The sequence below is a fragment of the Bradyrhizobium lablabi genome (genome assembly GCF_018129385.1).
GTDB classification, from domain to species: Bacteria; Pseudomonadota; Alphaproteobacteria; order Rhizobiales; family Xanthobacteraceae; genus Bradyrhizobium; species Bradyrhizobium lablabi_C.
In genome coordinates, this window is the sequence record NZ_JAFCLN010000006.1 from 146,274 (window position 1) to 169,911 (window position 23,638).

General features: G+C 64.2%; 19 protein-coding genes and 1 other RNA gene. 11 read left to right on the forward strand and 9 right to left on the reverse strand.

What is annotated here, in order from left to right; genetic code table 11:
* Positions 1 to 4 precede the first annotated feature (4 nt).
* From JQ628_RS14705 to ppk2, 3 genes are all read left to right on the forward strand, one after another.
* Complete coding sequence (locus tag JQ628_RS14705; protein WP_212223300.1) at positions 5 to 2,164, forward strand: xanthine dehydrogenase family protein molybdopterin-binding subunit; 2,160 nt, start codon at positions 5 to 7, stop codon at positions 2,162 to 2,164.
* Positions 2,161 to 3,501: a c-type cytochrome gene (locus tag JQ628_RS14710; protein WP_212223301.1), complete on the forward strand. Its 1,341-nt coding sequence runs from the start codon at positions 2,161 to 2,163 to the stop codon at positions 3,499 to 3,501. The genes JQ628_RS14705 and JQ628_RS14710 overlap by 4 nt, the downstream gene beginning before the upstream one ends.
* Before the next feature lie 88 nt (positions 3,502 to 3,589).
* Positions 3,590 to 4,519, forward strand: a complete 930-nt coding sequence (gene ppk2, locus JQ628_RS14715) for a polyphosphate kinase 2 (RefSeq protein WP_212223302.1) — start codon at positions 3,590 to 3,592, stop codon at positions 4,517 to 4,519.
* Positions 4,520 to 4,619: 100 nt separating this feature from the next.
* Here the strand turns inward: ppk2 and JQ628_RS14720 are convergent, their stop codons facing one another.
* The 6 genes from JQ628_RS14720 to JQ628_RS14745 form a co-directional block, all read right to left on the reverse strand.
* Complete coding sequence (locus tag JQ628_RS14720; RefSeq protein ID WP_212223303.1) at positions 4,620 to 5,261, reverse strand: hypothetical protein; 642 nt, start codon at positions 5,259 to 5,261, stop codon at positions 4,620 to 4,622.
* 19 nt (positions 5,262 to 5,280) lie between these two features.
* Positions 5,281 to 6,102 carry a TIGR00282 family metallophosphoesterase gene (locus JQ628_RS14725; RefSeq protein ID WP_212223304.1) on the reverse strand — a complete coding sequence of 274 codons (822 nt, stop codon included), beginning with the start codon at positions 6,100 to 6,102 and terminating at the stop codon, positions 5,281 to 5,283.
* A 2-nt stretch (positions 6,103 to 6,104) separates the two neighbouring features.
* Positions 6,105 to 6,692 (reverse strand): 5-formyltetrahydrofolate cyclo-ligase, encoded by a 588-nt coding sequence (locus JQ628_RS14730; protein ID WP_212223305.1) that lies wholly within the window; start codon positions 6,690 to 6,692, stop codon positions 6,105 to 6,107.
* A gap of 168 nt (positions 6,693 to 6,860) precedes the next feature.
* A non-coding RNA gene (gene ssrS, locus JQ628_RS14735) (6S RNA) lies at positions 6,861 to 7,021 on the reverse strand.
* Between the two features lie 99 nt (positions 7,022 to 7,120).
* On the reverse strand, positions 7,121 to 7,504 hold the full coding sequence (locus tag JQ628_RS14740; RefSeq protein WP_212223306.1) for a cell division protein ZapA: 384 nt from the start codon (positions 7,502 to 7,504) through the stop codon (positions 7,121 to 7,123).
* On the reverse strand, positions 7,501 to 7,821 hold the full coding sequence (locus JQ628_RS14745; protein WP_212223307.1) for a DUF4164 domain-containing protein: 321 nt from the start codon (positions 7,819 to 7,821) through the stop codon (positions 7,501 to 7,503). Before JQ628_RS14745 ends, JQ628_RS14740 begins: the two co-directional genes overlap by 4 nt.
* Positions 7,822 to 8,116: 295 nt before the next feature.
* Between JQ628_RS14745 and tkt the strand changes: the two genes are divergently transcribed.
* The 8 genes from tkt to JQ628_RS14785 all read left to right on the forward strand — a co-directional run bounded on the left by tkt (position 8,117) and on the right by JQ628_RS14785 (position 17,754).
* Complete coding sequence (gene tkt, locus JQ628_RS14750) at positions 8,117 to 10,102, forward strand: transketolase (RefSeq protein ID WP_212223308.1); 1,986 nt, start codon at positions 8,117 to 8,119, stop codon at positions 10,100 to 10,102.
* Positions 10,103 to 10,253: 151 nt separating this feature from the next.
* Positions 10,254 to 11,261 (forward strand): type I glyceraldehyde-3-phosphate dehydrogenase, encoded by a 1,008-nt coding sequence (gap, locus tag JQ628_RS14755; protein WP_212223309.1) that lies wholly within the window; start codon positions 10,254 to 10,256, stop codon positions 11,259 to 11,261.
* Between the two features lie 121 nt (positions 11,262 to 11,382).
* Entirely contained in the window at positions 11,383 to 12,579 is a 1,197-nt protein-coding gene (locus JQ628_RS14760; protein WP_212223310.1) for a phosphoglycerate kinase, read from the forward strand.
* Between the two features lie 47 nt (positions 12,580 to 12,626).
* On the forward strand, positions 12,627 to 13,694 hold the full coding sequence (gene fba / locus JQ628_RS14765; RefSeq protein ID WP_212223311.1) for a class II fructose-bisphosphate aldolase: 1,068 nt from the start codon (positions 12,627 to 12,629) through the stop codon (positions 13,692 to 13,694).
* A gap of 367 nt (positions 13,695 to 14,061) precedes the next feature.
* Positions 14,062 to 15,087, forward strand: coding sequence for a class I fructose-bisphosphate aldolase (locus JQ628_RS14770; protein ID WP_212223312.1), 1,026 nt, complete (start codon positions 14,062 to 14,064; stop codon positions 15,085 to 15,087).
* Positions 15,088 to 15,089: 2 nt separating this feature from the next.
* The gene (locus tag JQ628_RS14775) at positions 15,090 to 15,764 is read left to right on the forward strand and encodes a thiamine phosphate synthase (protein ID WP_212223313.1); all 675 of its coding nucleotides are present in this window, start codon (positions 15,090 to 15,092) and stop codon (positions 15,762 to 15,764) included.
* Positions 15,761 to 16,876, forward strand: coding sequence for a tetratricopeptide repeat protein (locus tag JQ628_RS14780; protein WP_212223314.1), 1,116 nt, complete (start codon positions 15,761 to 15,763; stop codon positions 16,874 to 16,876). The genes JQ628_RS14775 and JQ628_RS14780 overlap by 4 nt, the downstream gene beginning before the upstream one ends.
* Positions 16,877 to 16,965: 89 nt before the next feature.
* Complete coding sequence (locus tag JQ628_RS14785) at positions 16,966 to 17,754, forward strand: inositol monophosphatase family protein (protein ID WP_212223315.1); 789 nt, start codon at positions 16,966 to 16,968, stop codon at positions 17,752 to 17,754.
* A 99-nt stretch (positions 17,755 to 17,853) separates the two neighbouring features.
* Here JQ628_RS14785 and JQ628_RS14790 read toward each other — a convergent pair whose 3' ends face one another.
* From JQ628_RS14790 to JQ628_RS14800, 3 genes are all read right to left on the reverse strand, one after another.
* Entirely contained in the window at positions 17,854 to 21,015 is a 3,162-nt protein-coding gene (locus JQ628_RS14790; protein ID WP_212223316.1) for a multidrug efflux RND transporter permease subunit, read from the reverse strand.
* Positions 21,016 to 21,021: 6 nt separating this feature from the next.
* On the reverse strand, positions 21,022 to 22,206 hold the full coding sequence (locus JQ628_RS14795; RefSeq protein ID WP_212223317.1) for an efflux RND transporter periplasmic adaptor subunit: 1,185 nt from the start codon (positions 22,204 to 22,206) through the stop codon (positions 21,022 to 21,024).
* A 336-nt stretch (positions 22,207 to 22,542) separates the two neighbouring features.
* Positions 22,543 to 23,568 (reverse strand): SAM-dependent methyltransferase, encoded by a 1,026-nt coding sequence (locus JQ628_RS14800; RefSeq protein WP_212223318.1) that lies wholly within the window; start codon positions 23,566 to 23,568, stop codon positions 22,543 to 22,545.
* Between the last annotated feature and the right edge of the window lie 70 nt (positions 23,569 to 23,638).

Below are 23,638 nucleotides of genomic sequence, written 5' to 3' on the forward strand. Positions count from 1 at the left end.
CGCCATGACCATCGACATCTCACGCCGCGCCGTTCTCACCGGCGGCCTCGCCACCGGTTTCCTGCTCGCCTTTCACATGCCCTTGCGCGCAGGCAACGAGCCGGTGCAGCCGCCCGACGTCACCGAAGGAAAATTCGCGCCCAATGCCTTCATTCGCATCGATCCGGCCGGCAACACCATACTGATCATGCCGCAGGTCGAGATGGGCCAGGGCATCTACACCTCGATTGCGATGATTTTGGCCGAAGAGTTGGATGCCGATTTCTCGCGCGTGTCCTTGCTGGCAGCGCCCGCCAACGAGAAACTGTACGCCAATCCGGACTTCGGCGTTCAGGCAACCGGTGGCTCCACATCGGTCCGGGCGTTCTGGAAGCCGCTGCGCACCGCCGGCGCCAGCGCGCGCGCCATGCTGGTGCAGGCTGCCGCCGAGCAATGGCAGGTCGAACCGGCGAGTTGCACGGCGTCGAATGGCGAGGTCATGCATCAGGGCAGCGGACGCAAGCTTTCCTATGGCGCTCTGGCGCTCGCCGCGAGCAGCCAGACGCCGCCGAAGGATGTCGCGGTGAAAGATCCGAAGGATTTCGTGCTGATCGGAAAGTCGCTGAAGCGGCTGGACACACCGGAGAAGGTCAACGGCAAGGCCGTGTACGGCATCGACGCGATGCTTCCCGGCATGAAATTCGCCACGCTGGCGCAGTGTCCCGTGTTCGGCGGCAAGGTCGGCAGGGTCGACGACAGCGCAGCGAAGAAAATCCCGGGCGTGCGGCAGATCGTCGTGCTCGACGACACGGTCGCCGTCGTCGGCGATCACATGTGGGCGGCGAAAAAGGGCCTCGAAGCACTCAAGATTGATTGGAACGAGGGACCCAACGCAAAAATCGGCTCGGCGGAAATCTGGGCCGACCTGCGCGCGGCGATCGAAAAAGACGGCGTGGTGGCGAAATCGGAAGGCGATATCGCCAAGGGCCTCGCCACCGGCGACAAATTCGAGGCGTCATTCGAACTGCCGTTCCTCGCGCATGCGACGATGGAGCCGCTCAGCGCCACCGTGCACGTCAAGCCGGATTCCTGCGAAATCTGGACCGGCACGCAGATCATGGCGCGGGTGCAGTCGGAAGCGGCAAAGGCGGCCGGGCTCCCGGTCGAGAAAGTGGTCGTCAACAATCACCTGCTCGGCGGCGGTTTTGGCCGCAAGCTCGAGCCCGACATGGTGGTCGCGGCCGTTCGCATCGCCAAGCAGGTCGACGGGCCGGTCAAGGTGGTGTGGACCCGCGAAGAGGACATCCAGCACGACATTTACCGCCCGGTCTATCGCGATACGATTGCCGCCAGCTTGTCCGGCGGCAAGGTGGTGGGCTGGAAATACAAGATCGCGGGGGCCGCCATCCTCGCGCGCTGGCTGCCGCCGGCCTTCCAGAAGGGAATCGACATCGATGCCGTCGACAGCGCCGTCGACGCACCCTACGACATCCCGAATTTCCACGTCGAGTATGTGCGTGCCGAACCGCCGGCAGTGCCGACCGGGTTCTGGCGCGGGGTCGGCCCCAACAACAACGTGTTTGCCACCGAATGCTTCATGGATGAACTGGCGCGCAAGGCGGGCAAGGACCCGGTTGAATTCCGCCGCTCGATGCTCGCCACCAAGCCGCGCTTCCTGTCGGTGCTCAATCTCGCCGCGGAGAAGGCCAATTGGGGCCAGAAGCTGCCGCCGCGCGTCGGGCAGGGCGTGTGTTTGCAGCCGTCTTTCGCAAGCTGCATCGCCACCGTGGTGGAAGCGGAAGTCGATGAGCACGGCGAGATCAAATTGCGCCGCGCGGTCTCGGTGGTCGACACCGGCATCGCGGTCAACCCCGATACCATCATGGCACAGATCGAGGGTGGGCTGATCTTCGGCTTCACGGCTGCGCTCTATGGCGAGATTACCATCGACAAGGGGCGAGTCCGGCAATCCAACTTCAACGACTACCGGATGCTGCGTATCGATCAGGCACCGAAGATCGAGGTGCATGTGGTGAAAAGCGGTGAAGCACCCGGCGGCATCGGCGAAGCCGGCGTGACGGCGTCGGCACCGGCGCTGCGCAACGCAATCTATTCCGCAACCGGCGTGGCGTTGCGGCGGCTGCCGATTGACCGTTCCCTGCTGGCGGTTGGGAGGAAGGCATGAGGATGCTGCGCATTCTCGCCGGTCTTGCCGTGATCGCGCTGATCGCGGCAGGCATTGCCGTGTGGATCATCCGCGGCCCCGGCCCGCTCGCCTTTGCCGGCGGGCCGATGGTCGCGCTCGCGGACTTTCGCGGCGCCAATCCGACCGGCGTGCCGGCATCGCTGGCGAAGGCCAGCGCGGTCGAGCGCGGCGAGTATCTGGCGGCGGCAGCGGACTGCATGGTCTGCCACACCAAGCCGGGCGAGAAGGAATATGCCGGCGGGCTCGGTTTCAAGCTGCCGTTCGGCACGCTCTATTCCACCAACATCACGCCCGACAAGGAAACTGGCATCGGCAATTACAGCGACCAGGACTTTCTCAACGCCGTGCAGCACGGCAGGCGGCGTGACGGCGCCATGCTGTATCCGGCGATGCCGTACACCTCCTACACTTACCTGACCGATGAAGACACGCTCGCCATCAAGGCCTATCTGTTCAGCCTGCCGCCGGTGCGTGCGTCGGCACCGGAAAACACGCTTGGCTTCCCGTTCAACCAGCGCTGGGCGATGTGGTTCTGGTCCACGGTGTTCAGCCCGAACACGCGCTACATGCCGGACACCTCGAAGAGTCCGGAATGGAATCGCGGCGCCTATCTGGTGGAAGCGCTGGCGCATTGCGGCGAGTGCCACACGCCACGCAACATCGCCTTTGCGCTCGACAACCGCAAGAAATTCGCCGGCGCCATCACGGCCGGCTGGCGCGCCTTCAACATCAGCTCGGACAAGGCCACCGGCCTCGGCGGCTGGAGCGATGATGATTTGATCTCCTATCTCTCGATCGGCCACGCCAAGGATCGCGGCACCGCCTCCGGGCCGATGGGCGAAGCGGTCGACCACAGCCTGAGCAAGCTGGCGCCTGAGGACATCAAGGCGATTGTCGTATTCCTGCGCAGCGTGCCTGCGGTTGCCTCGCCGGACCTTCCGGCAACGACGGCACCTGCCGCGCCGGCTTCGCACCGGGAGGGCCCGACCGCAGACGCGCGCGGCAAGATCGTGTTCCAGCAGGCCTGCGTGAGCTGCCATGGCTGGAGCGGCGCGAGCCTTGTCTCATCGATGGCGACGCTGACCGGCTCCTGGGCCGTCAACGATCCCGGCGCGACCAACGTGGCGCAGATCGTGATCTCGGGCACCAAGCGGCACGTGCCGGAGGACGCATTGTCGATGCCGGCGTTCGGCGCCTCCTACAGCGATGAGGAGATCGCGGCGGTGGCCAATTACGTCACCGCCCGGTTCGGCAGCAAGGGATCGAAGCTGACGGCCCGGGATATCGCCGAGTTGCGCAAGCAGACCGCGCAATAGCGTCGCGGCCGCCAACGCTGTCATACGACTGACATACGCTTTTGGAAATACGAAGGCCCCTTGGCGAAACGCGGGCCGGAGTATTTCCATGAGCGAGAAACCAGTTGGCGGCAACGGAAAGATGCTGCACGAGCGCGTCCATGCTGAGATGCTGGACAGCTTTGACGAGGAGATGGAGCTCGAGATCGACGACGATCGCCTCGACGCGCTGACCAACGAGTTTGCGGGGCTGGCGCCGCAGGAGACCGTGGACCGGCGCACCTATTTCAAGGAGCTGTTCCGCCTACAGGGCGAGCTGGTAAAACTACAGACCTGGGTGCAGCACCAGAAGCTGAAAGTCGTGGTGATCTTCGAGGGCCGCGACTCCGCCGGCAAGGGCGGCGTCATCAAGCGTATCACGCAGCGGCTCAATCCGCGCGTCTGCCGGGTCGCGGCGCTGCCGGCGCCCAATGAGCGCGAACGCACCCAGTGGTACTTTCAGCGCTACGTTTCTCACCTGCCGGCCGGCGGCGAGATCGTGCTGTTCGACCGCAGTTGGTACAACCGCGCCGGCGTCGAGCGCGTGATGGGCTTTTGCACCGACGCCGACGTCGAGGAATTTTTTCGCTCGGTGCCGGAATTCGAGCGCATGCTGGTGCGCTCCGGCATCATCCTGATCAAATACTGGTTCTCGATCACCGACGAGGAGCAGCATTTGCGCTTCACCATGCGGATCCACGACCCGCTCAAGCAGTGGAAGCTCTCCCCGATGGACGTCGAGGCGCGCAGCCGCTGGGAGCAGTACACCAAGGCCAAGGAAGCGATGCTGGAGCGTACCAGCATTCCGGAGGCACCGTGGCACGTGGTGCAGGCCGTCGACAAGAAGAAGGCGCGGCTGAACTGCATCTCGCATTTGCTGGAGCAGATCCCGTATCAGGACGTCCCATACCAGCCGGTGACCCTGCCGGCGCGCGTGCGCAATCCCGACTATCTGCGCGGTCCGGTCCCGCCGGAAATGTACGTGCCGGAGAGGTATTGAGGGGTGCACGGGGTCGCGGGACACAAAATCGCGAAAACAACCCCATGGACAGTAGGAAGCGGCCGTCTCAAAGGATGAGGCGGCCGACCTCGAAGGCGCGCTAACGCAAGTCAGCCGGCAGTTCGAAGCCCGTATATTCGCGCTGAAGCAGCGCCTTCAGCGCAGGCGTGTCGGGCTTTGCGCCCGGCTCCGGCATTGCATCGCGGTCAGACTTGATGAAATCAGGCGGCGTGCCCGGCAGCTTGTAGAGATTGAAGCCGGTGCGGCGCACGGCGAAGTCGGCTTGCAGGTACCCGTCGGACATCATCAGGCCTGCGGGCGCGAGATAAAAGCCGTCCTCGCGATGGGGACCGAGGATCGAAAACGTCTTCGATCCCTTGCCCACGTCGCTGCGCTGGCTGCTCAACCGCACCAGTTCGGTTTCCTTGCCGTCGACGGTGACGTAGACGCGGCGGAGCGGCAGCTCGGCTGCGTCCTGCGTCACCACGCTGACCAGCACCACCACGTGCTTGGCGAGCGCGCGATATTCATCCGGCGAGGAGGCCCAGCAGAAATCGATCGACGATCCCCGCGCGGCGCCCTTCGGCGCTGCTTTCGCGGTGTTGATCGCGGATTTCTCCAGCCGCCCGGTCATGTCGGCATAAGAGACCGCACCCTGCGACACCGGACGTTGTGTAAGGGTCTGCGCGTCCGCCACCTGCGACAGCAGCAGCGCGAGCAGGCAAATCAGCCATCTCTGCATCGCACTTCCTGATAAGGTTTCAGCTCCAGAAGTCCGGCACCGCCGGCGCCAGCCGGCCGCCCCGGCGCACCGGCGCGACTTTTGTCGCAAGGCCGGTGGCATCGTCGGTCTCGACCGCCACACCGCTGAGTGTCGCCTCCCCGGTGGCCGGTTCGAACCGTGCCGAGGGAATGCCGGTCGTGAAGCGGTGCAGCGGCTCGTCCTTCAGCATGCCGATGATCGAATCATAGTCGCCGGTCATGCCGGCATCGCTCATATAGGCGGTGCCGCCTGTCAGGATCTGGTGATCCGCCGTCGGCACATGCGTATGCGTGCCGACCACCAGGCTGGCGCGGCCGTCGCAGAAGAAGCCCATGCCCTGCTTCTCGCTGGTCGCCTCGCCGTGGAAATCCACCACGATGGCGTCAGCCGCCTCGCGCAACGGACAGGCTTCCAGCTCGCGATTGACCGCATGAAAGGGATCGTTGAGCGGCTCCATGAACACGCGGCCCATCGCATTGATCACGAGCGCGCGCTTGCCGTTCTTGGTGTCGATCAGCGCGGCGCCGCGGCCCGGCGTGTGGCGCGGAAAATTCAGCGGGCGGATCAGCCGCGGCGCGCGGTCGATGAAGACCAGCGCCTCCTTCTGATTCCAGGCGTGGTTGCCGAGCGTGATGGCGTCCGCGCCCGCGTCGAGAAATTCCTGGTAGATCGCCTCGGTGATGCCAAAGCCGCCGGCCGAATTCTCGCCATTGACGATGACGAGATCGAGCGACCAGTCCCTGACCATGCCGGGAAGATAGTCGTTGATGGCGGTGCGGCCGGTCTTTCCGACGACGTCACCGATGAAGAGGATACGCAAGCCTATTTGCTCCGGAAGTCGAACGTCTCCTTATCGGTTAGCACATAATCCAGTGCCACGTCGTGCGACAAGGCCGGAACAGCCTCGATTTCCTGCACCGCAAAAGCAACGCCGATGCCGGTGACCGCCTTCGATTTACGCAAATGTGCAAACGTATAGTCGTAATGGCCCGCGCCATAGCCGATGCGGTGGCCGAGGCGGTCGAAGGCCGCGAGCGGCACCAGCATGATGTCGGGGATGAGCTCGGCGGCGGCAGGCGACGGCTCGGGGATGCCGAGCGGCCCGAGCATCAGCCGGTCGCTCGGCGACCACGCCCGGAACGTCAGCGACTTGCCGCGCGCGTTGACGACAGGCAAGGCCAGCCGCGCGCCCAGCGCCGCAAGCTTTTGCATCAGCGGCGCCGGATCGATCTCGTTGCGGATCGGCGAGTAGCCGGAGATGACCATGCCGCTGATGATGTCGATGGGAAAGTCGCGCCTGGCGAGCGCCTGCGCGGATTTGGTGCGCTGCTTGTCACTCAGCGCTTCGCGCTTGGCGAGCGCTTTTGCACGCAGCTCGGCTTTCGTCGCAGTCGGAGCAAGCTCGGACATGGCTGTCTTGTTCTCCCGTCATCACCCGCGAAAGCGGGTGATCCAGTATTCCAGAGAACGCGTGATAGAATCGCGAAGCCGCGGCGTACTGGATCCTCCGCTTTCGCGGAGGATGACGTCCGTACGGGCGGCGCCTTGACGACGCAAAGCAACTTAGAAGAATTCAAGTGCGAAGCCGCAGAGGCCGTTGAAGCGCTCGATCCCGGAGTTCCCTACGAAAGTAGGTGGGCACCATATGTCCGAGCCCACGGGCCCGGCCAGGGACAGTTCCCTAAAGGATCGATAAGGCCCCGGGGATATATGGCTCCTGACGCGCAACGCAGCTTCGCGGGGGTAATGTAGCGACGATGGACGAGAATCGCCAGCGGTAAGCCTGCCGCGGTCGGACCGACGCACATCTCTTCACCTTCCCCTGGAGGGTGAAAAAATCACCCGATCGCGACGCCGCCGCCGATGGTGCGGTTGAGGACTTGCGCGGTCTTTTCGATGCGCTCGGCGGCAGCGTTGAGCGCATTGGTGACAGCGACCTGCGTCACCCTGGCGCGATCGGCGACCGCCACACGTTGCTGCCGCTGCGAATCCAGTTCTTCTTCCAGGACGCGGATGCGCGCGGTCGCATCCAGCAAGTCGTCGCATACGGTAAGGGCCGCCATCACCGTCAACCTTGCATCGCCGATTTCGCCGAATTTTCCGCGCAGCTCGGTGACGCGCGATTCGAGGCTTTCGGCGAGCTTGAGCAGCCGCACCTCCTGCCCGTCCTCGCAGGCCATCCGGTATTGCCGGCCGTTGATGCTCACGTTGATGTGGTTCATGTGCCCTCTCCGGCCTCGAGCACCGAACGGATGGTGCCGATCGCGGCATCGAGCCGTTCTGCGATCTCGCGATTGGTGCGCTCGAGCTTGCGCGTCTTCACCAGCGAGCCGTCGAGCTCGTCCGCAAGCCGCGAGCGATCGGCGCCGAGCGCCTGGATTCGGCTCGCCAGTTCGTTCTCGTCGCGATCGGCATCGCGCCGCCGCTCCACCGCGCTCTCCAGCGACTCAAGCGCCGCCATCAGCCGTCGCGTCGCGATCTCGAGATCGACGCTGGACGTCTCGATGGCACCGGAACCGTTGGCGGGACGGTCGTTCATGTCGGAGTACGCACACTTTCGTGGGCTTGCCGCACAGCAAAAGACTCAAGGGGGCAAGCGTTTAGACGGAGAAGCTTACGTGCCCCGCAGCGCTCGCGCAACGTTGCTTGCGAGCTATGCACTGTTAAGCAACCTTCCCGTCCACAGCGCGTTGCATTGCCTCGATCTTGCCTTGGACTCAGGGAACCTAGGTGCTATCCAGCCCCGGCTTCCTGTTGCTCTCCGGCCATCAACCGCGACATGCGCGACAATTGCTGGCCGCTTCCAAGCATCTCATTTCAGGCGGATATTCATCATGACGCAGGTCGATCATAACCGTATGGCCAACGCGATCCGTGGCCTTGCCATGGACGCTGTCGAGAAGGCCAAATCGGGCCATCCCGGCCTGCCGATGGGAGCCGCCGATGTGGCCACCGTCCTATTCACGCAGTTCCTGAAATACGACGCTGCCGACCCGAAATGGCCGGACCGTGACCGCTTTGTGTTGTCGGCCGGACACGGCTCGATGCTGCTCTATGCGCTGCTGTATCTCACCGGCAACAAGGACATGACGCTCGACGATATCAGGAATTTCCGCCAGCTCGGCTCCAAGACGCCGGGCCATCCGGAAAATTTCCACACCAAGGGCATCGAGACCACAACCGGCCCGCTCGGCCAGGGCATTTCCACCGCGGTCGGCATGGCGCTGGCGGAAAAGATGCTCGCCGCGGAGTTCGGCAAGAAGATCGTCGGCCATCACACCTACGTGCTCGCCTCCGACGGCGATCTGATGGAAGGCATCTCCCAGGAAGCCATCGCCATGGCCGGGCATTGGAAGCTCAACAAGCTGATCGTGCTGTATGACGACAACGGCATCTCGATCGACGGGCCGCTCTCGCTTGCCGATTCGGTCGACCAGGTGAAGCGCTTCAAATCCGCCGGCTGGGCGGCCGAGCTGATCGACGGCCAGGACCCCAAGGCGATCGCGGCTGCGATCGCGCGCGCGCAGAAATCCAGCAAGCCGTCGATGATCGCCTGCAAGACCACCATCGGCTATGGCGCGCCGAACAAGGCCGGCACCGCAAAGGCCCATGGCGAAGCGCTCGGCGCGGATGAGCTGAAAGCCGCCAAGGAAAAACTCGGCATTTCCCAGGAAGCGTTCTCGGTGCCTGACGATGTGCTGAAGGCCTGGCGCGCGGCCGGCAGCCGCGGCGCCGCGGAAAAGGCGGAATGGGAAGCGCGCTTCGCTGAACTCGGCCCGCGCAAGCGCGCCGAATTCGAACGCCGCCTGCGGCATGAGCGGCCGGCCGCGCTGGCAAAGGAATTGCGCGCGCACAAGAAGGCGCTGCTCGAGAAGCCGATGATTGCGGCAACGCGCAAATCATCGGAAGCGGCGATCGAAGCCATTGCCGCCGCGATGCCGATGGAATTCGTCGCCGGCTCGGCCGACCTTACCGGCTCCAACAACAACAAGGCGAAGTCTGCTACCTCCTTCGGGGCCAAGACGCCAAAGGGCCGCTTCATCCATTACGGCATCCGCGAGCATGGCATGGCCGCGGCGATGAACGGCATCTTTCTGCACGGCGGCTTTGCGCCGAACGGCGCGACCTTCCTGGTGTTCACCGACTATGCCCGCGGCGCGATGCGACTCTCGGCGCTGATGGGCACCGGCGTCGTTTATGTCATGACCCATGACTCGATCGGGCTCGGCGAGGACGGCCCGACCCATCAGCCGGTCGAGCATCTCTCGGCTTTGCGCGCGATGCCCAACATGCGCGTGTTCCGGCCCTGCGATGCCATCGAGGTCGCCGAATGCTGGGAGCTGGCGCTCAACCGCGTCGACGGCCCGACCGTGCTGGCGCTGACCCGCCAAAACCTGCCGCAGCTCCGCACCACAGCCCCTGCCGACAACCCCTGTGCGCAGGGCGCCTATGAACTGGTGGCGGCCCAGGGCGAGGCAAAAGTCTCGCTGTTCGCCTCGGGCTCCGAGGTCGAGATTGCGGTGGCGGCCCAGAAGCAGTTGGCCGAGCGCGGCATCCCGTCGCGGGTGGTTTCTGTCCCCTCGCTGGAATTGCTGGTCGACCAGCCGTCCGATCGCAAGAGGGCCATCATCGGTAACGCCCCGGTGAAGATCGCGATCGAGGCGGCGGTACGCTGGGGTTGGGACGCCGTGATCGGCCAAGAAGGCGATTTCATAGGCATGCACGGATTTGGCGCCAGTGGCCCGGCCAAGGACCTTTTCAAGCACTTCGGAATTACTGCTGAGGCCGCCGTTAACGCTGCCCTGAAGCGCTTGGGTTGAGGGGCTGTTCCGGTTGAGCTTCCCGGCAAAAAGGACTACCTAAACCCGCATATAGACCGCTCTCGCCCGGCCGAACCGGGCGATCCGCCGAAAAAGCCGCCGTGGACGCCCGTCCGCGGGGCTGGCACCAGCTATTAGAGGAGAGACCAGCATGGCAGTCCGCGTCGCGATCAACGGGTTTGGCCGCATCGGCCGCAATGTGTTGCGTGCCATCGCCGAGTCCGGCCGCAAGGACATCGAGGTGGTCGGCATCAACGATCTCGGTCCCGTCGAAACCAACGCCCACCTGCTCCGCTACGACTCCGTGCATGGCCGTTTCCCCGGCACCGTCACCGTCGAGGGCGACTCGATCAGCCTCGGCAACGGCAAGATCAAGGTTTCCGCCGAGCGCGATCCCTCGAAGCTTCCGTGGAAGGCCCTCGGCGTCGACATCGCGCTGGAATGCACCGGCATCTTCACCGCCAAGGACAAGGCCTCCGCTCACCTCACCGCCGGCGCCAAGCGCGTGCTGGTGTCCGCTCCCGCCGATAACGCCGATGCGACCATCGTGTTCGGCGTCAACCACGACACCCTGACCAAGGATCATCTGGTCGTTTCCAACGGCTCCTGCACCACCAACTGCCTCGCACCGGTTGCCAAGATCCTGAACGACACCGTCGGCATCGAAACCGGCTTCATGACCACGATCCACGCCTATACCGGCGACCAGCCGACGCTCGACACGCTGCACAAGGATCTCTATCGCGGCCGCGCGGCAGCGATGTCGATGATCCCGACCTCGACGGGTGCTGCGAAGGCCATCGGCCTCGTGCTTCCGGAATTGAAGGGCAAGCTCGATGGCGTCGCGATCCGCGTGCCGACCCCGAACGTCTCGGTAGTGGATCTGAAAATCGTCGCCAAGCGCGCCACCGACGCCAAGGAAATCAACGCCGCGATGAAGCGCGCCAGCGAGCAGCAGCTCAAGGGCATCCTGGGCTACACCACCGCGCCGAACGTCTCGATCGACTTCAATCACGATCCGCACTCGTCCACCTTCCACGAGGACCAGACCAAGGTGCTGAACGGCAACCTCGTGCGCGTGATGTCCTGGTACGACAACGAATGGGGCTTTTCTAACCGCATGGCCGACACCGCCGTCGCGATGGGCAAGCTGCTCTGAGTTTCACGGCTTCATGGTTCGAGACGCGCGCGAAGAGCGCGCTCCTCACCATGAGGGAGACCTCATCCTGAGGAGCCGCGCCTAGCGCGGCGTCTCGAAGGATGGCCGCACGGGACATCCCATGACAAAAACCTTCCGCACCCTCGATGACGTCGACGTGAAGGGCAAGCGCGTGCTGCTGCGCGTCGACCTCAACGTGCCCATGGAAAACGGCCGCGTCACCGACGCCACACGCCTGGAGCGTGTCGCGCCGACGATCACGGAAATCGCCGGCAAGGGCGGCAAGGTCATCCTGCTCGCACATTTCGGCCGGCCCAAGGGGCGCGATCCCAAGGAGTCGCTGAAGCCGGTGGCGGAAGCACTCGCGAAAGTGATCAAGAAGCCGGTCGCGTTCGCAGAGGATTGCGTCGGCGAGCCGGCTGCAAAGGCGATCGCCGCGATGAAGGATGGCGACATCCTTTGCCTGGAAAACACCCGCTTCCACAAGGAGGAAGAGAAGAACGATCCGGCCTTCGTCGCCGAGTTGGCAAAGCTTGGCGACATCTGGGTCAACGACGCGTTCTCGGCCGCGCACCGCGCGCACGCCTCCACCGAAGGCCTCGGCCACAAGCTGCCGGCCTATGCCGGACGCACCATGCAGGCCGAACTCGATGCGCTCGGCAAAGCGCTTGAAGCGCCGACCAAACCCGTGATCGCGATTATCGGCGGCGCAAAGGTTTCCACCAAGATCGACTTGCTCGAAAACCTCGTGACGAAGGTCGACGCGCTGGTGATCGGCGGCGGCATGGCCAACACGTTCCTGCATGCGCAGGGCGTGGCCGTTGGAAAATCGCTGTGCGAAAAGGATCTCGCGCCGACCGCGCTGCGCATCGTCGAGAAAGCGACCGCTTCCAATTGCGCGATCATCCTCCCCGTCGATGCCGTCGTGGCCTATCACTTCGCGGCCAACGCGCCTTCGCACGCCTATGGCCTGGACGCGATCCCGGCCGACGGGATGATCCTCGACGTCGGCCCGCAATCGACCGCGCGCATCCATGCCGCGATCGACGACGCCGCCACGCTGGTGTGGAACGGCCCGCTCGGGGCCTTCGAGATGGCGCCGTTCGACCGTGGCACGGTGGTCGCTGCCCGGCATGCCGCCGAGCGGACCCAGGCCAAAAAGCTGATCTCGGTCGCTGGCGGCGGCGACACCGTCGCGGCGCTCAATCAGGCCGGCGTCGGCGGCGACTTTTCCTATGTTTCGACCGCGGGTGGTGCGTTTCTTGAATGGATGGAAGGGAAACCATTGCCGGGCGTCGAAGTTCTCAAAGTTCGCTAATCAAGCCCATGGCGCGCGAAAGCGCTGGAAATACAGGGAGAATCTGAATGGCCCGCATTACGTTGCGTCAATTGCTCGATCACGCGGCGGAACATGAATATGGCGTGCCGGCCTTCAACATCAACAATATGGAGCAGGCGCTGGCCATTATGGATGCAGCGTCCAGCGTCGACGCGCCCGTCATCATCCAGGCCTCGCGCGGCGCGCGCTCCTATGCCAACGACATCATGCTCAAGCACATGATGGACGCGGTGACCGAAATCCATCCGCAGATCCCGGTCTGCGTGCATCTCGATCACGGCAACGGTCCCGACACCTGCATGACCGCGATCCAGGCCGGCTTCACCTCGGTCATGATGGACGGCTCGCTGAAGGCCGACGGCAAGACCCCGGCGGACTGGGACTACAATGTCGGCGTCACCAAAACGGTGACCAGCATGGCCCATCTCGGCGGCATCTCGGTGGAGGGCGAACTCGGCGTGCTCGGCTCGCTCGAGACCGGCATGGGCGACAAGGAAGACGGCCACGGCGCGGAAGGCAAGCTGTCGCACGACCAGCTCCTCACCAATCCGGATGAAGCCGTCAAATTCGTCAAGGAAACGCGCGTCGACGCGCTGGCGATCGCGATGGGCACCTCGCACGGCGCCTACAAGTTCACCCGCAAGCCGGATGGCGACATCCTCGCGATGAATGTGATCGAGGAGATCCACCGCAAGCTGCCGAACACGCACCTCGTGATGCACGGCTCGTCCTCGGTGCCGCAGGACCTTCAGGAGATCATCAACGCCAATGGCGGCAAGATGAAGCCGACCTGGGGCGTGCCGGTGTCCGAAATCCAGCGCGGCATCAAGCACGGCGTGCGCAAGATCAACATCGACACCGACAACCGGATGGCGATGACCGGCCAGATCCGAAAGGTGCTGAAGGACCACCCGGAAGAATTCGATCCGCGCAAATACCTCAAGCCCGCGATGGAGGCGATGACCAGGCTGTGCAAGCAGCGGCTGGAGGAGTTCAATACTGCCGGCCAGGCCAGCAAGATCAGGAAGGTGCTGACCACGGCCGAAATGGCCAAGCGGTATGCGAAGGGTGAACTCGATCCCAAGGTGGCGTGATAGGTTCCTTCTCTCTCCCCGCCCCTTCGCAGGGCGGGGGTATCGCATATGGGCAAGGGCTTGATGAGGCGGTTTCCTTGTGGCCATCCTTCGAGACGCCCGCCTTTGGCGGGCTCCTCAGGATGAGGTCCTGTTTCGCGGTGAAATCCTAGACCCTCATGGTGAGGAGCGCCGCTTGCGGCGCGTCTCGAACCATGAAGGCCGGGCTCGTTCACACGCTCAAATCGGTCATATACGATAGCCCGCCGCAAGCGGGGCGGTTAGGCGAAAGCCCAACCTTTCCCCCTGCGACCAACGTAAATCTCCCCATCTGCCCGAGAACCGTCTATTTTCAGCGGTCAAAGCACCTTGCCGGGAGAACCATCCAATGAACCTTCACGATCTCAACAAAATCGCCAACGCCATGGTCACGCCGGGCAAGGGCATCCTTGCCGCGGATGAATCGTCTGGCACCATCAAGAAGCGCTTTGACGCCATCAAGGTCGAGTCCACCGAGGACAACCGCCGCGACTACCGCGAAATGCTGTTCCGCTCGACCGAGGCGATGAGCAAATACGTCTCGGGCGTCATCCTCTATGACGAGACCATCTGGCAGAACGCCAAGGACGGCACGCCGCTGGTCAAGCTGATCGAGCAGGCCGGCGCCATTCCCGGCATCAAGGTCGACGAGGGCACGCAGGCGCTGCCGCAATGCCCGGGCGAGCTGGTGACGGTCGGCCTCGACAAGCTCGCCGAGCGGCTGAAAAAATATTACGAGCGCGGGGCGCGCTTTGCCAAATGGCGCGCGGTGATCGATATCGGCGCGGGTATTCCCACCATGACGGCGATCAGCGTGAACGCGCATGCGCTGGCGCGCTATGCCGCTTTGTGCCAGGCCGCGCAGATCGTGCCGATCGTCGAGCCGGAAGTGCTGATGGACGGCGATCACGACATCGACCGCTGCTATGACGTGACCCAGCGCGTGCTCAACAAGACGTTTCAGGAACTGCGCGTGCAGCGCGTCGAGCTGGAAGGGATGGTGCTGAAGCCGAACATGGCGGTCTCCGGCAAGAAGTGCGCGAAGCAGGCGTCCGTCGATGAAGTCGCGGAAAAGACCGTGCGGATGCTGAAGGCGTGTGTGCCGGCCGCAGTGCCCGGCATCGCCTTCCTTTCCGGCGGGCAGAGCGATGAAGAGGCGACCGCGCATCTCGACGCCATGAACAAGATCGGCGGCCTGCCCTGGAAGCTGACCTTCTCCTACGGCCGCGCGCTACAGGCGGCGCCGCAGAAGGCGTGGTCCGGCAAGGCCGAGAACGTTGCCGCCGGACAGCGCGCCTTCACCCATCGCGCGCGCATGAATGCGCTGGCGAGCAAGGGCGAATGGGAAGGCGGCCTGGAAAAGAAGGTCGCCTAGACTTGGCCGCCAAACCCGTTCCGCCGCACCCGGCGCCGCGCCTTTATCTCGCGACGCCTGAGGTGGACGATCCATCGCAGCTTGCAGAGAGCCTTCCCGGCTTGCTTGCGGCTGCCGATGTGGCGGCGGTGCTGGTGCGGCTGAAACCCACCGACCAGCGCACCATGATTACGCGCATCAAGGCACTCGCGCCGCCGGTGCAGGATGCCGGTGCCGCCCTGCTGATCGATGGCCATGTCGAACTGGTCGCGCGCGGCGGCGCCGATGGCGCGCATCTTTCCGGGATCGCGGCGCTGGAAGAGGCCCTGCCCTCGCTCAAGCCCGACCGCATTGCCGGCGTCGGCGGGCTTACGACGCGGCATGATTCGATGGCCGCGGGCGAAAAGGGCGCGGACTACGTGCTGTTCGGCGAGCCGGATGCGCAAGGCGAGCGGCCGTCCACCGAGGCGATCGCCGAGCGGCTGCAATGGTGGGACGAATTGTTCGAGCCGCCCTGTGTCGGCTTTGCCGGCTCGCTCGATGAAGCGGCTGAATTCGCCGCGGCAGGCGCGGATTTCGTGCTGGTCGGCGATTTCATCTGGGCCGATCCGCGCGGCGCGAAGGCGGCGTTGATCGAGGCCGATCAGGCGATCAAGCAGGCGCACCAGGCGGCATTCGGAAAAGCGCGGGCCGGATGAGACTTCTGCGGCCGATATCGATTCTTGCAGCGAGCCTGATGCTCGCATCCGGCGCATTGGCGCAGATGTCGCTGACGCCGCCCGCGGCGGAGAGCAAGCCTGCGGCGAAAAAGGAAGCGCCCAAGGAAAACCTGAAGGAAAGCGCGAAGGAGAACGCGAAGGAAAAGGCGAAGCCGCCCGTTGCAGCCAAAAAGCCTGCTGCGCCGCCGACGCCAAAACCGGAGGCAACCCCCGCCCCATCGGCGACCACCATTCCTGCGCCGCCCCCGGACGATCCCAATGTCGACCTCGTTTATGGCGCCTATCAGCGCGGGCATTACAAGACCGCGTTCGATCTTGCGATAGCGCGCGCGCAGACCAATGGCGATCCGAAGGCGATGACGATGCTGGGCGAACTCTACGCCAATGCGATGGGCGTCAAGCGCGACTACGCCAAGGCCGCCGAATGGTACAAGCGCGCGGCCGATGGCGGTGACCGCGAAGCGATGTTCGCGCTCGCCATGATGCGCCTTGCCGGCCGCGGCGGCGCGGTCAACCGCGAGGAGGCGGTGAAGCTGCTGGCTTCGTCCGCAAAACTCGGCAATCCCAAGGCCGCCTATAATCTCGCGCTGCTCTATCTCGACGGCCAGACGCTGCCGCAGGACGTGCGCCGCTCGGCCGAGTTGTTGCGCGTCGCCGCCGACGCCGGCAATCCCGAGGCGCAGTACGCGCTGGCGACCTTCTACAAGGAAGGCACCGGCGTTCCCAAGGACATCGACAAGGCGGTGCGGCTGCTGCAGGCGGCGTCCCTTGCCGGCAATGTCGATGCCGAGGTCGAATACGCCATTGCCCTCTTCAACGGGTCAGGCACGCCGCAGAACCAGCCCGCCGCGGTGGCGCTGCTGCGCAAGGCGGCGAAACAGAACAGCCCGATCGCGCAGAACCGGCTGGCGCGCGTGCTAGCGAGCGGCCAGGGCGCGCCGATCGACAAGGTCGAAGCCCTGAAATGGCACAGCATCGCCAAGACCGCCGGCAAAGGCGATCCGGAGCTGGACGACATACTGGCCGATATCAAGCCCGAGGATCGCGCCAAGGCCGAGGAAGAGGCGCGCAAATGGCTGGGTGTCAAATGATCCGCCTTGACGGCGGCACCTCATCAGGGCACCCAGTCCCGAACCGATAGCGGCGCCCGCCCGTTTCCCCATACATCGAATGTAGCCCGATGCTCTATTCAGCCCTCATCAACGTCATGGTCAAGGCCGCGCGCCGCGCCGGCCGCAGCCTCAAGCGCGATCTCGGCGAGATCGAGCATCTGCAGGTGTCGCTGAAGGGCCCGGCGAATTTCGTCTCGCTCGCCGACAAGCGCGCCGAGGAGATGCTCTACACGGACCTTGCGAAAGCGCGGCCGGGCTACGGGTTCCTCGGCGAGGAAGGCGGCACCCGCGAGGGTGCCGACAAGACCCACACCTGGATCGTCGATCCGCTCGACGGCACCACCAACTTTTTGCACGGCATCCCGCAATTCGCGATCTCGATCGGCCTGGCGCGCGAGGGCACGGTCATCGCGGGCGTGATCTACAACCCGGCGAATGACGAGCTCTACATCGCCGAGCGCGGCAAGGGCGCGTTCCTCAACGACCAGCGGCTGCGCGTCGCCGGCCGCCGCAAGCTGAACGAATGCGTGATTGCCTGCGGCCTGCCGCATATCGGCCGCGGCGACCATGAGCAGTCGCGCCGCGAAATGGCGGAGCTCCAGAACAGGGTGGCGGGCCTGCGCCGCTTCGGCGCCGCCTCGCTCGACATGGCCTTCGTCGCCGCCGGCCGGCTCGACGGTTACTGGGAACGCAATTTGCAGCCCTGGGACATCGCGGCCGGCCAGATCATGGTACGCGAGGCCGGCGGCACCATCTCCGGCATGCTGGGCAATGACGATGCGCTGGCCACCGGCCATGTCATCTGCGGCAACGAGTTCGTGCACGGCGAACTGGTGAAGATATTGAAGCCGCTGTAGCCGCATCGCATGCGCGAGGCCGTGTTTATCAGCGCCGAGAAAGAGTCTCGGAGCTTGCCAGTGGCACTAGCGCCTCGGCAGCAGTGTTCTAGATGATCGCTACTCCGCCGGCCGCTGCGCCGGCGCATGTGCCACGTGCGCGGCCTTGGCCTTCTCTTCCGCTTTCTCGCGGTCGCCGCCGAGCGTACGCTGCACGCTGACGAAGAACACCGGCACCATCAGGAGCGCGAGGATCACCACCGCGATCATGCCGCCCATCACGCTGGTGCCGAGCGCCTGCTGGCTGGCGCCGCCGGCGCCGGTGGCGATCACCATCGGAAGCACGCCGCAGACAAAGGCGAGGCCCGTCATCAGGATGGGGCGGAAGCGCAAGGAACAGGCCTCCACCGTCGCCTCGATCAGCGACTTTCCTTCGGCCCGCAGATCCTTGGCGAATTCGATGATCAGGATGGCGTCCTTGGCGGCCAGCCCGATGATGGTGATGAGACCGACGGTGAAATAGACGTCGTTGGGCAGGCCGCGCATGGTCGCGGCGATCACCGCGCCGGTGATGCCGAGCGGCACCGTCAAGAGCACCGCGAGCGGAATGGTCCAGCTTTCATAGAGCGCGGCGAGCAGCAGGAACACCACCAGCGCCGACAGCGCGAGCAGGAACGGCGCCTGCGAGCCCGAGAGCTTTTCCTGCAGCGATTGCCCGGTCCATTCATAGCCGAAGCCGCGCGGCAGCCGGCCGGCAAGCTTCTCCATCTCGTTGATGGCATCGCCCGACGTGTAGCCCGGCCTCGCCTCGCCGCTGATGCGCACGGCGGGGTAGTAGTTGAAGCCCGCGATCTGCGTCGGCCCCTTCTGCCATTCGACGGTGGCAAAGGAAGATAGCGGCACGAGCTGGCCTTTGCTGTTCTTCACATTGTAATTCAGAATGTCTTCCGCATTCATGCGGCTGGCGCGGTCGGCCTGCACCACCACGCGCTGCATGCGGCCGCGGTTCGGAAAATCGTTGATGTAGTTCGAGCCGAGATTGGTCGAGATGGTCTGGTTGATGTCCTCGAACGTCACGCCGAACGCGCCGGCCTTTTCGCGGTCGATCATCAGGTTGACCTGCGGCGCCTGCGGCAGGCCTTCGACATAGACCTTTTGCAACACGGGGCTGGCATTGGCTGCCGCAATCAACTGGTCGGCGGCGGCAACGAGCTGCGGATAACCCTTCTGGCCGCGGTCCTGCAGGCGGAACGAGAAGCCGGAGGAGTTGCCGAGATTGTCGATCGGCGGCGGCTGCAGCGCGGTGATCCTGGCGTCACGGATGCTCGAGAGGTCGCGGTTGATGTCGTTGACCAGCGCGGCCGCCGAATCCTTCGGTCCCCGCTCCGACCAGTCCTTCAGCGAGATGAAGGCCTGTGCGGTATTGTACCCTTGGCCGAGGAAGGAAAAGCCCATCAGGAAGGTGACGTTCTCGATGCCGTCACGCGCCAGCAGATATTTTTCCACCTTCTCGACCGCCGCCAGCGTGCGGGCGTAGGACGAATCCGAGGGCGTCTGCACGTCGGTGGTGATAAAGCCCTGGTCGTCGACGGGAAGGAAGCCGCCGGGCAGGCGGACGAAGGCCCAGGACAATCCCACCAGCAGCGCGGCGTAGATCAGCATCAGGCGCCCGGTGCGCTTGAGCGAGAATTTGACGGTGCGCGTATAGCCGCCGCGGGTATTGTCGAGCACCCGGTTGAACCAGCCGAACACGCCCTTCTTGGCGTGGCCATGCCCCGCGGTTACCGGCTTGAGCAGGGTCGCGCACAAAGCCGGCGTCAGCGACATCGCCAGCAGCGCGGAGAACGAGATCGCGGCCACCATGGTGATCGAGAACTGGCGGTAGATGATGCCGACCGATCCCGGAAAGAACGCCATCGGAATGAACACGGCGACCAGCACCAGCGTGATGCCGATGATGGCGCCGGTGATCTGCGACATCGCCTTGCGCGTCGCCTCCTTCGGCGACAGGCCCTCTTCCGCCATGATGCGCTCGACGTTCTCGACCACGACGATGGCGTCGTCGACGAGAATGCCGACCGCCAGCACCATGCCGAACATGGTGAGCATGTTCACCGAATAGCCGGCGACCATCAGGATCGAGCAGGCGCCCAGCAGCGCAACCGGCACCACGATGGTCGGGATGATGGTGTAGCGGATGTTCTGCAGGAACAGGAACATCACGATGAAGACGAGCACGATCGCCTCGACCAGCGTCGAGAGCACCTTCTCGATCGAGGCCTCCACCACCGGCGTGATGTTGTAGGGGATTTCGTAGGCGATATTGGCCGGGAAGAACTTCGACAGTTCCTTCATCTTGGCTTCGACCGCGCTGGCGGTCGCAAGCGCGTTGCCGGTCGGCGACATCAGCACCGAGAGGCCGGCGGTCGGCTTGCCGTCCAGCCGGGTCTGGAACTGGTAGTTGAGGCCGCCGATCTCGATTCTGGCGACGTCGCGCAGCCGCACCGTCGATCCGTCGGGATTGGCGCGCAGGATGATCGCGCCGAATTCATCCGGCGACGAGAGCTGGCCCTTCACCAGCACCAGCGCCGAGGTTTTCTGGCCATCCGAACTCGGCTCGGCGCCGACGGCGCCGGAGGCAACCTGCGCGTTCTGCGCCGTGATCGCCTTGTTGATGTCGTCGGCGGTCAGCCGGTAGCCGACCATTTTGGCCGGGTCGAGCCAGATGCGAAGGCTTCGCTCGGTCGAATAGAGCGTGGCGCGGCCGACGCCGGGAATACGCCTGATCTCGCCCAGCACGTTGCGGATCATGAAATCGCCGAGGCCGATTTCGTCGAGGCTGTTGTCGGTCGATTTCAGCGTGATGATCTGCAGCACCGCGCTGGAGGCTTCCTCGACCAGGATGCCCTGCTGGATCACCGCGCGCGGCAGGCGCGCTTCGACGCGCTTGAGGCGGTTCTGCACCTCGACCGACGCCTGGCTGGTCTCGGTCCCCGGCACGAAATTCGCGATGATCTCGACCTGCCCCAGCGAGTCGCTGGTCGATTCGAAATTGAGGATGCCGGAAGCGCCGTTGAGCTCCTCCTCGATCAGCCGCGTCACGCTGTTGTAGAGGTTTTCCGGCGAGGCGCCGGGATAGCTCGTCGAGATCGAAATCGAGGGCGGCGCGATGATCGGATACTGCGCCACCGCCAGGAACGGTATCGAGATCAGTCCGATCAGGCAGATGAAAAGCGCCACCACCCAGGCGAAGATCGGCCTGTCGATGAAGAAACTCGGCATCGGGTATTACCGGCGCTGTTTCAAATCAGCAGATGCGTCCGCTTCGACCCAGGACTGCGGCCTGACCTTGTCGCCGGGCGCAAACTTCTGGAACCCTTCGACGACGACCCGGTCGCCGGACTTCAGGCCTTCGGTGACGAACCACTGGCCATCCTGGATCGAGCCGGTGCGCACTGCCTGGACCGCAACGTGGCCGTCGTCCTTGACCACAAACACTTCGCTGCCGCCGCCGCCATTGCGCTGGATCGCCTGCTGCGGCACGGCGATGGCGTCGGTGTCGATGCCCTGCTCGATCTGCACGCGGACATACATGCCCGGCAGCAATTCGCGCTTCGGATTGGGGAACTCGCCGCGCAACGTCACCTGCCCGGTATTGGCGTCGACCTTGGCTTCGGAGAACAGCAATTTGCCGGCCAGCGGATAGCGATCGCCGTCGTCGAGCACGAGGCGGACCTTCACCGCATCGGGCGAGATGCGGTCAAGCTCGCCGGATTCGAACGAGCGCCGCAGTTGATTCATCTCGGTCACCGACTGGGTGAAGTCGGCATAGATGGGATCGAGCTGCTGGATCGTGGCGAGACTCTGCGAGTCGTTCTGCACCACCAGCGCGCCTTCGCTGACCAGCGCCGCGCCGATGATGCCGCTGATCGGCGCACGGATGGTGGCGTAATCCAGATTCAGTTTTGCCTTTGCGACGTCGGCCTTGCGGCCCTCGACGTCGGCCTGAGCCTGACGCAAGGTTGCAACGGCTTCCTCATTCTTGGCTTCAGGCGCCGCGCGCTCCTTGAACAAGGTGCCGATGCGGTGCGCGTGCGAGGTTGCTTGTTCCAGCACGGCTTTCGCGCGCGCCAGCGCCGCTTCGCTCGACTGCACCTCGACCTCGAACGGCCGCGGATCGATTCGGTACAGGGGATCGCCCGCCTTCACCTCGCTGCCCTGGTTGAACAGGCGCTCGACGATGATGCCGGAAACGCGCGGGCGGACCTCGGAAACGCGCGTCGGTGCGATGCGGCCCGGCAACTCACGCACCATCGAGCGGGCCCGCGGCTGGACCACTACGATGCTGACCTCGGGTTCATACGGGGTAGCCGCGGCAGTGGCCGCCGTCGGCTCGTCGCAGCCGGCCAAAAGAGGAGACAACGCAGCGAGCATCAATGCAATGATTGCCGGTTGCGCGCGATAGCCAGACATTGAAACGGTCGCCCCGATTCGAGTTTGATTAGGTCAACGCGAACACAAATTCACGTCGGCGCGGCTGCACGAGACCGCCACGCTCTTCTCGTTGATGAATGTAGGATAAATACACGCTGCTGCGACGCAATACGCTCACAGGGCGGCTCAATGTCACATAACGCTATCAGACTGATAGCGCAGACGTTTTTTCGGACTCACCGGATTGTGACGGAGTTCCAAAAGGGTTCCGCGGTTGCAGGCTTTTCCCATTACGCCATTTGATTGCCCAACATGGCGTCAAGCCGCAAGAATCCGGGGCGAAACACCGGCCGAATCGAATCAAACGTTAACGAGTCAAGTCGCTCTCATCCGGTAGTGGCTGACGCCCCATTCACTACCTTCGGCGTATCCAAACAGGCCGGCGGTCGCGAGGAAGAACCAGCGCCAGCGGCGCATCCAAAGGCCGGTGTCGTGACCGTAGACCTTGCGCAGGACGGGCTCGATGGCGTCGCGATGGGCATCGAACCGGGCAAGCCAGTCCTGCGCGGTGCGCTGATAATGGGTTCCGCTCCAGCGCCATTCCTTCTCCACCAGAAACAGGTCGGAATATTGCCGGATCAGATGATGGCTCGGCATCACCCCGCCCGTGAAAAAATGCCGTGCGATCCAGTCCTCGCCGTCGGCGCGGTTGAACAGATAGGGACCGGAGCGGTGGGTGAAGATGTGGATGAAGAAGCGGCCGTCGGGTTTCAGCCAGGAACGGATACGCGTCATCAATTCGCGCCAGTTCAGCATGTGCTCGAACATCTCGACGGCAACGATGCGGTCGAATTTCTGACCGGGCTCGAACACATTCATGTCCGACGTGACGACGCGGAGATTGGTCAGGCCGCGCTTGTTCGCCTCGCCCTCGATATATTCGCGCTGCGCATTCGAGTTCGACACCGCAACGACCTGCGCGTGCGGAAACCAGCGGGCAACCGACAGCGACAGCGAACCCCAGCCGCAGCCGAGTTCGAGGATCGACTGGCCGTCGGCGAGATCGGCGTGCTTGATGGTCTGGCGCAACGCCTCTTCCTCGGCCTCCTGCAATGTCGAAGCCGGTTCATTGTAGAAGCAGCAGGAGTATTTGCGGTTCGGGCCGAGCACGGTCGCAAAGAACGCCGCAGGCACTTCGTAATGCTGGTCGTTGGCTTCATCGGTGTATTCGGCAATGGCGCGAGCCGCCATCTCGTCGGCGAACCAGGTATCGCTCTCGGCATTGCCTTCGGCGAGGCGCGTCGCGGTGCGCGAGCAGAGCCTGTGGATCGCCGCGCGGATGACGGCATCCGGCAGCGGTATCCGCTCGGCAGTGCCGATGATGGTGGAGACAAAGCTCATATCGCTGCTCCCTTCATGAAGACCGGCGCCAGCAGCGCTGCCCATCCCAAAGGCAAGACCGGAAGCGATA

Bases quoted from the DNA above. Each gene is read 5' to 3' on its own strand.
- JQ628_RS14770 (WP_212223312.1), top strand. From the start codon at position 14,062: ATGAACCTTCACGATCTCAACAAAATCGCCAACGCCATGGTCACGCCG.
- JQ628_RS14790 (WP_212223316.1), bottom strand. From the start codon at position 21,015: ATGCCGAGTTTCTTCATCGACAGGCCGATCTTCGCCTGGGTGGTGGCG.
- JQ628_RS14730 (WP_212223305.1), bottom strand. From the start codon at position 6,692: ATGTCCGAGCTTGCTCCGACTGCGACGAAAGCCGAGCTGCGTGCAAAA.
- tkt (WP_212223308.1), top strand. From the start codon at position 8,117: ATGACGCAGGTCGATCATAACCGTATGGCCAACGCGATCCGTGGCCTT.
- JQ628_RS14760 (WP_212223310.1), top strand. From the start codon at position 11,383: ATGACAAAAACCTTCCGCACCCTCGATGACGTCGACGTGAAGGGCAAG.
- JQ628_RS14740 (WP_212223306.1), bottom strand. From the start codon at position 7,504: ATGAACCACATCAACGTGAGCATCAACGGCCGGCAATACCGGATGGCC.
- fba (WP_212223311.1), top strand. From the start codon at position 12,627: ATGGCCCGCATTACGTTGCGTCAATTGCTCGATCACGCGGCGGAACAT.
- JQ628_RS14780 (WP_212223314.1), top strand. From the start codon at position 15,761: ATGAGACTTCTGCGGCCGATATCGATTCTTGCAGCGAGCCTGATGCTC.
- JQ628_RS14745 (WP_212223307.1), bottom strand. From the start codon at position 7,821: ATGAACGACCGTCCCGCCAACGGTTCCGGTGCCATCGAGACGTCCAGC.
- JQ628_RS14705 (WP_212223300.1), top strand. From the start codon at position 5: ATGACCATCGACATCTCACGCCGCGCCGTTCTCACCGGCGGCCTCGCC.
- ppk2 (WP_212223302.1), top strand. From the start codon at position 3,590: ATGAGCGAGAAACCAGTTGGCGGCAACGGAAAGATGCTGCACGAGCGC.
- JQ628_RS14785 (WP_212223315.1), top strand. From the start codon at position 16,966: ATGCTCTATTCAGCCCTCATCAACGTCATGGTCAAGGCCGCGCGCCGC.
- JQ628_RS14720 (WP_212223303.1), bottom strand. From the start codon at position 5,261: ATGCAGAGATGGCTGATTTGCCTGCTCGCGCTGCTGCTGTCGCAGGTG.
- JQ628_RS14795 (WP_212223317.1), bottom strand. From the start codon at position 22,206: ATGTCTGGCTATCGCGCGCAACCGGCAATCATTGCATTGATGCTCGCT.
- gap (WP_212223309.1), top strand. From the start codon at position 10,254: ATGGCAGTCCGCGTCGCGATCAACGGGTTTGGCCGCATCGGCCGCAAT.
- JQ628_RS14710 (WP_212223301.1), top strand. From the start codon at position 2,161: ATGAGGATGCTGCGCATTCTCGCCGGTCTTGCCGTGATCGCGCTGATC.
- JQ628_RS14800 (WP_212223318.1), bottom strand. From the start codon at position 23,568: ATGAGCTTTGTCTCCACCATCATCGGCACTGCCGAGCGGATACCGCTG.